The organism is Sphingobacterium cellulitidis (assembly GCF_043187465.1).
Classification (GTDB): domain Bacteria; phylum Bacteroidota; class Bacteroidia; order Sphingobacteriales; family Sphingobacteriaceae; genus Sphingobacterium; species Sphingobacterium cellulitidis.
In genome coordinates, this window is sequence record NZ_CP171136.1 from 2,238,789 (window position 1) to 2,251,241 (window position 12,453).

The following is a 12,453-nucleotide window of genomic DNA, read 5'->3' on the forward strand; positions in this document are numbered from 1 at the left end:
CATGAAAAATATTATATACACTATTGCTGGACTTATTCTTTTACAAAGTTGTTCTGGGGACAAAACTAAAAAAGAAACCAAATTAGAAGGAAAAATTGAAAGGGATCAAATTTCTGTCACCACCAAAATTCCTGGAAAAATTCAAAAAATCCTTGTTGAAGTAGGAGAGAGTGTGCATAAAGGTGATACTCTGATTGTTTTGGAACTTCCAGAGGTAGACGCAAAATCTATTCAGGCTGAAGGTGCACTTGCTGCTGCTCAAGCTCAATATGAAATGGCTGTAAAAGGGGCTACAGATGGCCAAATGAAACAATTACATGCCAAAGTGGATGGGCTCAAAGAACAATATGACTTTGCGCAAAAATCCTTGGATCGTATGAATAACCTTCTGAAGGATTCCTTGATCGCTCAACAGAAATACGATGAAGTTTATGCCAAATACCAAGGTGCAAAAAACCAATATCTTGCTGCACAAGCAGAATTGGCAGATGTACAACATGGAGCTAGAATAGAACAACAACGCATGGCGTTAGGGCAAAAGGAACGTGCATTAGGTGCAGTGGATGAAGTAAATGTGGCCGCAAAAGAAAGATACATCTTGGCTCCTCAGGATATGACCGTGGAAAATATCAACCTTCAAGTCGGTGAACTGGGTCTGGCGGGTTATAGTCTGGTTTCTGGTTATATTAATGATGCAACATTCTTTAGAGTGACTATACCTGAAAGCAAAGTGAAGGAATTTACAAAAGGTCAGGAAAAAGTTTTGACTATCCCATATCTGGATAATAAAGAATTCAAAGCAACTGTAGAAACCATTAAGCCTTTGAGCTCCTATGCAAATATTTCAACTGCTTATCCTGACTTTGAAGAACAGGAAACATTATTTGAAGTGCATTTAAAACCCGTTAATAAACAAGAATCTAAAGATTTATTAACGAAAGCAACCTTCTTAGTCAAACAAAACTAATGATCATGAAGAATTTTTGGAGTTTAATAATTAGAGAATTCAAGCTTTTCTTTCAAAACAAAGTATTGCTTGTCTTATTCCTTGGTGCTCCTATACTTTATGGTGTATTAGTAGGAGGGGTCTATAAAAAAGGAAAAGTGACAAACCTACCGATTATCGTTGTGGATGAGGATAGAAGTCCCCTCAGTAGACAACTGATCGATATGTTTGAGGAAAACGAAGTAATTTATGTAGCTAAGGTTTTGAATGATCCATTTAAAGCAAAAGACGAGGCTATGAAAACCGAATCAACAGTAGTGGTTCAAATTCCTCGAAACTTCTCCTCTGATATCAATTATAATAGAAGTACAGAGTTAACATTGTTTGTAAATGCATCAAACACCCTGACATCAAATTATGCAATGATGGCTGTAAATGTCGCAGCTTCAACATTGAAAGCAGGGATTCAAATTAAAGCTCAACAAAAGAAAGGTGTCCCTGAATTTGTTGCCTCAAAACAGTTTGAACCCTTTAAAATTACCATGATCAAGCAGAATATCAGAAGTGGAAACTATTTGTACTTTATGCTTCCCGGGGTATTATTGACAGTTCTACAACAAGTAATGATGTTGGGATTAGCACTTAGTTTTGCCTCTGAATTTGAAAATGGAACCTTTAATGAACTAGTAGCGAAATCAAAAAATGTATTTCTATTGATCCTGGTTAAGATTCTTCCTTACATTCTAATGTCTATATTGATTTTTATCCTTTATTATGGTTATTCAATATGGTATAGGATGCCTTTGGAATTAGATGGCTGGACTTTCTTTGGATCTACAATGCTGTTTTTATTAGCCGTGAGTTTCATCGGAATTTTAGTAAGTATAGCAATTCCTAGTCAATTGAAAGCCACTGAAATCCTTATGGTTATTGCAACCCCAAGTTTTATTTTGAGTGGTTTTACTTGGCCCCTAAGCCAAATGCCTGAATGGGTGGTTGCTATCGCTAAAATGATACCCCTAACTCATTATCTGCAGATTTTTAGAACATTGATGATCGAAAAAGGAACTTCTGCATATATCCAGGGTCCAATCATAGGTCTGGCACTTATAGCAGTAATTACGCTAATCGCATCCATAATATTATTGCAGCTGAAAATTAATAAAGCAAAAAAAGAAAAAGTCATTGTGACTGAATCTAACTAAATCCTAGGGTTATGATTTCTAGGTAATACCTACAAAAAATGTCCATTCAAGATTTTAATCTTCTGAATGGACATTTTTTATAGCGCTTTAGCCTAATTTTTTATTTGGCTTTAATCTCAACTGATCCCTCTTTTCCAGGTGATCCAGAATAGACCTGACCTTGTGGAATTCCACGTAAACCCGGGGGCGACATCGATATCCGACTATAAATTTGACCTATTTCACTCGTTGGATTAACTCTTAATCCACCTTGTTGAATATCAACAAATAAATAATTTGTCGCTTTTTTATCTTTCGTCTGTGGTACTATCGCAGATGCATCATAATTGATTTTTACATTACCACCATCTCCATTTGGAAAAGTTCTTGTGCCATTGAAAGCATCAATCCCTCTGGCAATAACAAATAAAGAACCTAACTTGTTAAAACGGACATCAATATCAAAATTGGTCGCATTATTCTTGCTGTCTTGTCCCGTAATCACTACATTCTTTCCTATCTCTGCATATCCAATATCCAATTTTACATCCTTCTTCGCATAAAATTCCAACTTGGACTTATCCTTCATAATTAAAGTGTCAATCTTTAATATCATGGAAGAGTCTCCTCTGTTGTAAATTTTCTTATCTTTTCTTCCTAATTCTAATTTGGATATATGTTGAACTTCTTGAGAATAACCTAAGAAGCTCCCTAAAAGTAGAGCTAAACTTAATACATATTTCATTTTATTTTCCTCCTAGTTATAGGACAATTTATTGATAGAAAAGTTTAATTTTCTGATTTCATATATTCAACAATCAATTTTGCCGTTTTTTCTGATGCTCCTGGAGTACCCATCTTCTCTATTAGCACATCATAATTCTCTAAAACACTCGCCCTATGCTCTGGGTCTGTAATCAATTGACCCAATTCATCAGCAATATTCGCAGTAGTGCATTCCTTCTGAATTAATTCAATAACAGATAGATAATCATTGATCAGATTTACCAAAGAAATAAATCTCACCTTGATTACCTGTTTCGCAATCATTACCGAAATTGGATTAGCTTTATATACAACTACCTGTGGAACTCTTAATAATGCTGTTTCCAAAGTCGCTGTCCCACTGGTTACTGCCGCTGCTTCTGAATGTTTTAATAAATCATAGGTCTGATCAAATAATACCTTGATAGGGTAGTCCCCGATATAGCGTTCGTATAAGCTAATATCAATGTTTGGTGCTCCTGCAATAACCAATTGATGAACTGGAAATCGATGGTATAATTCAACCATTTCCGGTAGAAGATGTTCAATCTCCATTTTTCTGCTTCCCGGAAGTAAGGCTATGATCGGACTATTTCCTAATTCATTCTTTTCTCGGAAATCTGCTTGAAATTCATAGGCTGAAATGGCATCCAGCAATGGATTCCCTACATAGTCAACATGATATCTGAATTCCTTATAAAATTTCACCTCAAATGGTAGGATACAAAACATATGGTCAACAAACTTTTTAATTTTATAAACCCTATTCACATTCCAAGCCCATATTTTAGGGGAAATATAATAATTTACAGATATCCCAATTTTTTTCGCAAACTCCGCAATCTTCATATTGAAGCCCGGAAAATCGATGAGAATTAAACTATCAGGCCGTACCTTTTGTAAATCTGCTTTGACTTTCTTTAAGTTTCTGGAAATACTCCTTAAATTCATCAAAACTTCCACAAATCCCATAAATGCCATCTCCGAGGTATGGATCAAAACTGGAACGCCAGCAGCTTCCTGCATCTGATCGCCTCCAACTATATGAAATTCCGCCTCCGGATCTTCTTTTTTTAATGCTTTTATCAGGTTCGCTCCATGTAGATCGCCTGAGGTTTCGCCAGCTATTAAGTAATACTTCATTGCAATAATTAATCTTTAAAGATAAGGATTCTTATTACCATGATGCAATATTTCAGGAAATTCCATAGGATAAAATAACAAAGGCCGCAAATGAATTGCAGCCTTTGAAATATTTTTATGAGAATGATTAAATTCCTAACTCTACTTGGAACATAGCTCCCCAAGAACTTTTGTCATTATGGTTGTTAAAATTACCATCCTTAAAGGTATAGGTGCCGTTCAATTGGAATTTTAAACGGTGTGCTTTCATATATTTGGTTAATCCTAATTCCATCACCTCCGTTTGTCTTTCAAATGCTCTGATATCTTTATGAGGCTCTACATAAGTATAGCGTCCTGCTACTTCATAGCCATGGTTCAATAGGTATGAAACTTGTTGATTGATACCCCAACCTTTATAAGCAACAGTTTCTTGTGGTGTTTCTTCATCCGTTACGTTGAATGGGTTATCTACATCCCTACGCATGTATTCAGCCTGATATGCAAAACCATTATATTTAAATATCGCATCTGCAAAAGCGATTTTGAAGGTAAATGGATTCTTTACAAATCTCCCTAATTGACCCGCTTCACGCTTTGTTCTGTCATTGTAACTATAACCTCCACCAATCGATAATTTAGGAGTTTCTTCACGTTCTAAGTCACCCTCCTGATAGTCATTATCATTTGTGAAATCCCCTAATGGTAAAAACTCAATTCTACCTGTATAAGCAAGTCCTGGATCAGTAGATGCTGCCGCACGACCTTCTCCCGTTGAAACGGCAGCCTTCGCATTGAATGGCATATCGCCGATCTTCTTACTTAAATTCAAGGATACCCCAAAGTCACGGTCCAAAGTGAAGTTTTCATTTACTATTGAACGGTCCGCAAATTGTAACTGTCCCGAGGAATTTACACGCTGACGGTTTCCAGGTAATTTATTCTGACCAAAGGATACATAAAAATCATCCGTGAAATTATAAAACATGACCGCATCCCTAACAATATTAGGAATTTTAGTGTCATCGTAATCTTGATCACTACGGGTGAATGCTAATTGTACTGAATATGAAATCTTTGGAGTATAAATATATCCATCCATACGCATCCGTAGCCTTCTAATCCGTGCATCAAATTTCCCATCATCTAAATCATTAAGCTCTTGTTTAAATCCTAATCGATTCTGCATTCTAAAGCGAAAGTTGATATAGAATAAGGAGTCATTGGATTTGTACTGTATTCCCTTAAAATTTAAAATTGTCGCCCGGTCATCTCGTTCCTGAGCTTGGACCATAAAAATTCCAAGAAAGAGTAGGACCAAAGATAAACTGATGTGTTTTAGGTTTCTCATATTATATTGAAGGTTCTTGTTGACTTAAACAATGGAAACTTCCCAATCCCCAAATGATATCAACCGAGTCAATACCAACTACCTTTCTGTCCGGGAAACAACCTTGTATTATTTCTAGTGCTTTTTGATCATTCTTGTCATTGAAGATAGGTACTACTACCACCTTATTTGCAATATAGAAATTTGCATAGGAGGCAGGTAACCTTTGATCTTCATATTCTACTGGACGTGGCATCGGAAGCTCTACAACTTTTAATGACCTACCATCCTTTAATTTCATGCTTCTTAAATTCTCTAAATTCTCCTGTAGAAGTTCGTAATTTTCATCATTCTTGTCTTCTTCAACTACCGTTAAAACGGTGTCTTCTGAAACAAACCTACTGATATCATCAATGTGCCCATCTGTATCATCCCCAACAATACCATCGCCTAACCAAAGAACTTGTTCTTGACCATAGTAATCCTTCAAATATCCCTCTATTTGCTCCTTATTAAGCTGAGGATTTCTATTCTCATTCAATAAACATGCTGTGGTGGTTAAAATTGTGCCCTTGCCATTAAATTCAACTGAGCCTCCTTCCATAACAATTGGAGGAGTGAACAGTTTTAAATTAAATTCTTTAGCAATTTTCGTTGGTACCACATCATCCAAATCAAATGGAGGGTATTTTCCTCCCCATGCATTGTAACCCCAGTCTACAATTGCTTTTTCCCCAGTTTGACGGTTGATTACAAAGGCTGGTCCATGATCGCGACACCAAGCATCATTGGTCGGGTTGAAATAAAAACTAATGTTTTCCATTTTTGCCCCAGATTTCTCAATGTGAGAAATTGCAAATGCTTTCATTTCTTCATCCTTAACATTGATCCGAACCAATTGGTCTTCCGCAACTAATTTGATGAATTCTGAATAAGGAGAATATATCGTATCTATCTTTCCAGGCCAAGATTCTTCCTTATGTGGCCAACTTAACCAAAGGGCATCTTGTAATTCCCACTCCGCAGGAAATTCAAAGCCTTGTCCTTTGGGAGTATCTTCGTATTTATATAAATCTGAGTTAATATGTGTCGTCATCTTAAATTAACGTAAAAAAAACTATGCTTTGAATCCAAAACATAGTTTTATATTTTCTAAATCATATATGAATTAATCTTCGTCAATAAACCTCTTGGTAATTGGACCGTAAGTCTCAATTCGTCTATCACGAAGGAATGGCCAATGCTTACGGAAGAAGTCTGACTCATTTAAATTCACTTCTACAACTTCTACCTCTTCTTGATCGTGGGAAGCTAGGTATAATAATTTACCTTGCGCATTCGTCACAAAACTTCCTCCCCAGAATTTCATCGCTCCATCTTGCTCAAAACCTACTCTGTTTACTGAAACCACTGGAACTCCATTCGCAACGGCATGTGAACGTTGAATCGTTTGCCATGCATTATATTGGTCTTGGTTGGTCTCCTCATCTTGGTCCGTTGCCCAACCAATCGCAGTAGGGTAGAACATAATTTCTGCACCCATTAATGCTGTAATTCTGGAAGCCTCTGGATACCATTGGTCCCAACAAATCAAAACCCCGATCTTACCGAATTTCGTCTGAAATACTTTATAGCCTAAATCACCAGGTGTGAAGTAAAATTTCTCGTAAAATGCCGGATCATCCGGAATATGCATCTTACGGTATTTACCTAAATAGCTACCATCAGCATCTAGTATTGCCGTGGTATTATGATATAATCCTTGTGCTCTTTTTTCAAATAACGAAGCAATGATAACTACTCCTAATTCCTTTGCCACTGCTGATAATGCATCTGTGGAAGGACCTGGAATAGCTTCCGCTAAATCAAAATTGTCGTAATCTTCTACATCACAGAAATACAAAGAGGTGAAAAGCTCTTGTAAACATACAATTTGTGCTCCCTTTGCAGCTGCTTCACGAACCTTATCTATAGCCTTATTCAAATTAGCTTGTTTATCCTTTACGCAAGACATTTGAACTAAACCAACTTTAACTTTACTCATTTCTTTATATTATTTTGACCTTTGCGCAAAGATAAGATTATTTCATGGCTTATACCCTAATTTGAGTTTATTACATGAAGTATTAATTCCATTTTTTTACTTTTGGATTATGCGAAAGATCATTCATATCGATATGGATGCATTTTATGCCTCTGTCGAACAACGGGATTTCCCCGAATTTAGAGGTATACCCCTTGCTGTCGGTGGATCACCCGATGGAAGAGGGGTCGTCGCTACAGCAAGCTATGAAGCTCGAAAATATGGCGTGAAATCCGCTATGTCTTCGAAGATGGCTCTTCAACTTTGCCCGCATCTAAAATTTACCTATCCTAGATTTGATGTCTATAAGGAAGTCTCAAACCATATCCGTGCTATCTTTAAAAGATATACCGACTTAATTGAACCTTTGTCACTCGATGAAGCCTATCTGGATGTAACAGAAGATAAACTGGGAATAGGCTCTGCAATTGAAATTGCAAAGCAAATCAAAGAAGCCATTAAATCTGAACTCCAATTGACGGCTTCAGCAGGTGTTTCTGTGAATAAATTTGTCGCTAAAATTGCCTCTGATTTCCAAAAACCTGACGGATTAACCTTTATTGGTCCCTCCAAAATTATTCCTTTCCTCGAAAAATTACCCATTGATAAGTTCTTCGGTGTAGGAAAGGTAACTGCCAAGAAAATGAACCAAATGGGAATATTTAATGGTATTGATCTCAAAAGATTTACCGAAATTGAAATGATTCATCATTTCGGAAAATCAGGAAAATTTTTCTTCCAAATTGTACGCGGTGAAGATAATCGACCAGTAAAACCCAACCGAATTAGTAAATCCATTGGGGTGGAAGATACTTTCGAAACTGATCTTCGAACTTATGAAGATATGCTCGATGAAATTAATCGTATTGCCGAAAAACTATTTAAAAGACTTCAAAAAGCCGATAAATTCGGGAAAACTATTACGCTAAAAATAAAATTTAGCGACTTTAGTCAGATCACCAGAAGTAAAACCTTCTTTTCCCCAATTGATCAACTCGTAGAAATTCAAACTCAAGCTATCGAACTGTTGGATAAACTTAATCTCCAGGATAGTAGAGTAAGATTACTTGGAATAACAATTTCTAATTTTAATGATTTAGAGGCTACCGAAGAGGTTGGCTATCAATTATCGCTATTCTAACACGCCAGCTTTAATAATCTTTACTTTATGGGGGAATAAGCCTGCATAGCTTTCTGCCAAATGGTTCATGTAATAATTATTGATTACCAAATTATCCTGACTAATAAGCTGTTCAATATCTAATTCTTCAATAGAATTTTCAATAAAACCTATCGCATAAACCTTATTGTCTTTATAATAGATATAACTTTTCTCTTCTGAATTTCGCCCTTTGTCTATGATTATAAAACTTCTTTTTCGATTAAAGATGGAATCAATTGCCTGGGTGACTTTTGAATTGTATAAATCTACTTCCGGAAGATCCAATTTAGGTAATACTTCCCTTGTTTCCTTTGCAGCATTGGGATTTATAAAAAAAGAACATAACCTCAAATCCAAATCAAATTCCTTGATCATACTTAAAAGAAATTGAGTGGATTCTTGAACACTACTGAAATAATAAATTGGCCTTACATTTTTACGAACTTGACAAACCGATAATTGGATATATCCATTTTGATCCTCATAATCCAAAAGACCATATTTAGGTTCAAATTTCTTCAAGGCACGGTTATGAATCGGCCAGTTTTTCTTGATATAATGACACTCTAATAAAAATGCCATTAACTCTGTACCGGTTTCCTGAAATTCTATTTGGCAGATTTCATTAATAAAGCTTTGACGTCGTTGCCCAGTATTATTCCCTGCAAAATGTGAAATAACACGTTTTTTGATATTATTAGCTTTCCCAACATAGATAATCTTACCACTGCTATTCTTGAATAAATAAATGCCAGTACTACTTGGTAAATTATGAATGAGATCAGCAGGGATATGGGTTGGTATTCGCTGCTCCTTTGCCTTATGCTTGATGGAGTTGCTAATAATCTGTTCATGATCTGCTTGCTGAATTTTCTGAAATAACGTTACGGTAGCTTCAGCATCACCGCGTGCTCGGTGGCGATCTTGAATCCTGATTTCTAAAGTTTGACATAAACGTCCAAGACTATATGAATTTAAATTGGGAAAAACTTTCTTACTCAATCTAACTGTACATAGTCTGGATGCTTTCCAATCGTATCCTGAATTTTTTAAGGACGACTGAATAAATGAATAATCAAAATGAACATTATGAGCAACAAAAATCCGATCTGATAACAGATTATAGATTTCATCAGCAACATCGGAAAAAACAGGAGCATCCTTGACCATTTCATCGGTAATCCCTGTCAAAGCTTGAATATGGAAGGGGATAGGTTGTTCGGGATTTACTAAAGTGCTATATTCTTGAATGACTTGATCGCCATCATATATAAAAATCGCAACTTCCGTAATTTGACTGGCAGAAGCATATCCACCAGTAGTTTCAATATCTACAATCGCAAACTGTGAAGACTCCATTAAACAAAAATAATACTAATAATTCTATTTACTAAAATTATTAGTATTATTTTTTATGCTTTTAGAAAAATTATAATAATTCTACTCCTTGGTCTAAAAGCTCTTCTTTTTTCTTAGGATCCCAAATGCTTACCTGAACCTCACCAATATGCTTTAATTTCAACATAAACATGCAAATTCTCGACTGACCAATTCCTCCTCCAATGGATTCCGGAAGTAAATCATTTAATAACATTTGATGAAAAGTCAATCGCTGACGATCTAAACTATTTCTAATCTCCAATTGTGTCATTAAAGCTTTCTTATCCACTCGGATACCCATTGAGGATAACTCAAAGGCACTCCCTAATATTGGATTCCAAACTAAAATGTCACCATTCAAACCTCTATATCCTAGGTTATTGTCCGTGCTCCAGTCATCATAATCAGCCGCACGACCATCATGTGCTTGGCCATTCGATAATACTCCTCCAATACCATATACAAAGACTGCCCCATATTCCTTGGAAATAGCATTCTCTCTCTCTTTAGCCGATAAATGAGGGTAAGTTAACAACAACTCCTCAGATGAAATAAATTTGATCTCCTTAGGTAAAATTGCTTCCACATGTGGATACTTCTCTGAAACTGATTGTTCTGTGGAATAGATCACATCATATATCTTCTCAACAGTATCTTTTAGGAAATTTAAATTGCGGTCATCATAACGAATACACTTCTCCCAATCCCACTGATCAACATAAATACTGTGTATAGGCGAGTAATCCTCATCTGGACGTAATGCTCGCATATCAGTTAGTATCCCTTCGCCTGGCTCCATTTCCAATTCCTTCAAACGAATTCTTTTCCATTTTGCTAGTGAATGAACAACTACAGCTTTTTGATCTGACAATGATTTGATCGGAAACGAAACTGGTCTCTCAATCCCATTCAAATCATCATTAATTCCCGTTCCATCCAATACCACAATAGGAGAGGATACTGGGGTTAAATTTAACACTTCTTTCAATCGAGATGCAAAAGTTTCCTTTACAAACGTAATCGCCTGCTCTCTTTTTAAAATATGACGTCCCATTAAAAATTTTACAATATAAACATAGCATAGTATGACTCTTGCCAACTAATTTTCATAATCGAAACAAAAATAACAAAATGTTAATGATTTGCAGATTTTATTGCAAAAATAACTACAAATTATTGGGTGTCTGATGAATTTATTTAAAGCTTTTGTTCTAATGCTTTCAAAATCGCACTTGCTTTGGTGTAGCATTCCGCGAATTCATAGCCTGCATTCGCATCGACTGTGATAGCACTTCCCGTGTGGAAGGAAAGATAATTATTGGTCGAATTATATAAAATAGTCCGGATAACAACATTGAAATCAAAATCCCCATCCGCTGAAAAATATCCTATTGCTCCTGAATAAACGCCCCGACGTGAATTCTCATATCGATCACATAACTTCATCGCTGAAATTTTTGGCGCACCAGTCATCGAACCTGCAGGAAAGGTATTACGGATTACCTCTGTATTGTTCAAGCTCATATCCATCTTGCAGGAAACCGTAGAAATCATCTGATGAACATGCTCGAAACTATAAATCCCTAACTTTTCAGTCACTTCAACGGTGCCAGGTATAGCACTCCGAGTAAGATCGTTCCGAACCAAGTCCACAATCATGACATTCTCCGCAATTTCCTTCGGGTTATTAGCAAGATTCTCTCGTAATTCCCGATCCTCTTTTTCATCCGAACCTCGCGCAGCGGTTCCTTTTATCGGCTGTGAAATCAAGGTATCTCCTCGTTTTGCTAGAAAACGCTCCGGTGAAGCGCTGATAATAAACTTGTCCTTAACCTTAATAAAAGATGAAAATGGAGTAGGGGATAAACTGTTTAATCGTAAGTATAAAGCTTCTGGATGATCGAGAAACGCTTGGTCATCATAAAATTCCTGGCATAAATTTGCCTCATATATATCACCTTGATGGATGTGATCTTGAATCTTTTGAAATGCCTCAAAATACATCTTCTGATCCATTCTTGGCTTGATCTTCCCTTCAAATGAATACTGCTCATCTAAGGGTTCAGCTCCTAAAATAGACTCAAATACCTGCTCAGGAACATCTGATTCTATACTAATAAAGCTTGGATTAAATTCAATAATGATCTCTGGAACAAAAAAATATGCGTCTGGAAAACCTAAGGGATTAGGATGCCTCGTCTCCAATTCTTCAATCTCGTTCTTGAGATCATAACTAAGAAATCCCGGTATCATGGTTTGTGGATACCGGGATTTAAATTCTTCAAGTCCCGCAAAAACAGAACCTTCTACTGCTGAGAATTCACTTTTAGCACCTATCGCTAAAATATTCCCAATTTTTGAATATTGATTGTGAAAACCATTGGATTGAAATAGACATACCGTATCAAACCCTTTAGACCATGTTAATGCCTGAAGTAAAAATCGACTGCTATCTGTTTCAAAAATGGCTTTTGCCATGTC

The 12,453-nt window shown here is 36.2% G+C and carries 11 protein-coding genes; 3 read left to right on the forward strand and 8 right to left on the reverse strand.

The genetic code is table 11. From position 1 onward, the window contains the following. The first annotated feature begins 1 nt into the window (after position 1). Together ACF3OC_RS09935 and ACF3OC_RS09940 are read left to right on the forward strand one after the other, a co-directional pair. Positions 2-967: an HlyD family secretion protein gene (locus tag ACF3OC_RS09935; RefSeq protein WP_094282066.1), complete on the forward strand. Its 966-nt coding sequence runs from the start codon at positions 2-4 to the stop codon at positions 965-967. 5 nt (positions 968-972) lie between these two features. Continuing rightward, entirely contained in the window at positions 973-2,151 is a 1,179-nt protein-coding gene (locus tag ACF3OC_RS09940) for an ABC transporter permease (protein WP_094282105.1), read from the forward strand. Positions 2,152-2,251: 100 nt separating this feature from the next. Here ACF3OC_RS09940 and ACF3OC_RS09945 read toward each other — a convergent pair whose 3' ends face one another. From ACF3OC_RS09945 to ACF3OC_RS09965, 5 genes are all read right to left on the reverse strand, one after another. Next, positions 2,252-2,875, reverse strand: a complete 624-nt coding sequence (locus ACF3OC_RS09945; RefSeq protein WP_094282067.1) for a hypothetical protein — start codon at positions 2,873-2,875, stop codon at positions 2,252-2,254. A gap of 44 nt (positions 2,876-2,919) precedes the next feature. Continuing rightward, positions 2,920-4,038 carry a lipid-A-disaccharide synthase gene (lpxB, locus tag ACF3OC_RS09950; protein WP_094282068.1) on the reverse strand — a complete coding sequence of 373 codons (1,119 nt, stop codon included), beginning with the start codon at positions 4,036-4,038 and terminating at the stop codon, positions 2,920-2,922. Between the two features lie 127 nt (positions 4,039-4,165). Next, the gene (locus ACF3OC_RS09955; RefSeq protein ID WP_094282069.1) at positions 4,166-5,368 is read right to left on the reverse strand and encodes a porin; all 1,203 of its coding nucleotides are present in this window, start codon (positions 5,366-5,368) and stop codon (positions 4,166-4,168) included. A gap of 1 nt (position 5,369) precedes the next feature. Next, complete coding sequence (locus ACF3OC_RS09960) at positions 5,370-6,443, reverse strand: agmatine/peptidylarginine deiminase (protein WP_094282070.1); 1,074 nt, start codon at positions 6,441-6,443, stop codon at positions 5,370-5,372. A gap of 72 nt (positions 6,444-6,515) precedes the next feature. Continuing rightward, positions 6,516-7,391 (reverse strand): carbon-nitrogen hydrolase, encoded by an 876-nt coding sequence (locus tag ACF3OC_RS09965; protein ID WP_094256395.1) that lies wholly within the window; start codon positions 7,389-7,391, stop codon positions 6,516-6,518. Between the two features lie 109 nt (positions 7,392-7,500). Here ACF3OC_RS09965 and dinB point away from each other — a divergent pair, with 109 nt between their 5' ends. After that, the gene (dinB, locus tag ACF3OC_RS09970) at positions 7,501-8,571 is read left to right on the forward strand and encodes a DNA polymerase IV (RefSeq protein ID WP_392471580.1); all 1,071 of its coding nucleotides are present in this window, start codon (positions 7,501-7,503) and stop codon (positions 8,569-8,571) included. On the opposite strand, the gene ACF3OC_RS09975 is transcribed toward dinB, so the two are convergent. The 3 genes from ACF3OC_RS09975 to ACF3OC_RS09985 form a co-directional block, all read right to left on the reverse strand. After that, complete coding sequence (locus ACF3OC_RS09975; RefSeq protein WP_392471582.1) at positions 8,563-9,951, reverse strand: exonuclease domain-containing protein; 1,389 nt, start codon at positions 9,949-9,951, stop codon at positions 8,563-8,565. The two genes, dinB and ACF3OC_RS09975, sit on opposite strands and share 9 nt — an antisense overlap. Positions 9,952-10,021: 70 nt before the next feature. Continuing rightward, positions 10,022-11,026, reverse strand: coding sequence for an aspartate--ammonia ligase (gene asnA, locus ACF3OC_RS09980; protein WP_094256398.1), 1,005 nt, complete (start codon positions 11,024-11,026; stop codon positions 10,022-10,024). 143 nt (positions 11,027-11,169) lie between these two features. Beyond that, positions 11,170-12,450 carry an anthranilate synthase component I family protein gene (locus ACF3OC_RS09985; protein WP_094282073.1) on the reverse strand — a complete coding sequence of 427 codons (1,281 nt, stop codon included), beginning with the start codon at positions 12,448-12,450 and terminating at the stop codon, positions 11,170-11,172. Positions 12,451-12,453 lie beyond the last annotated feature (3 nt).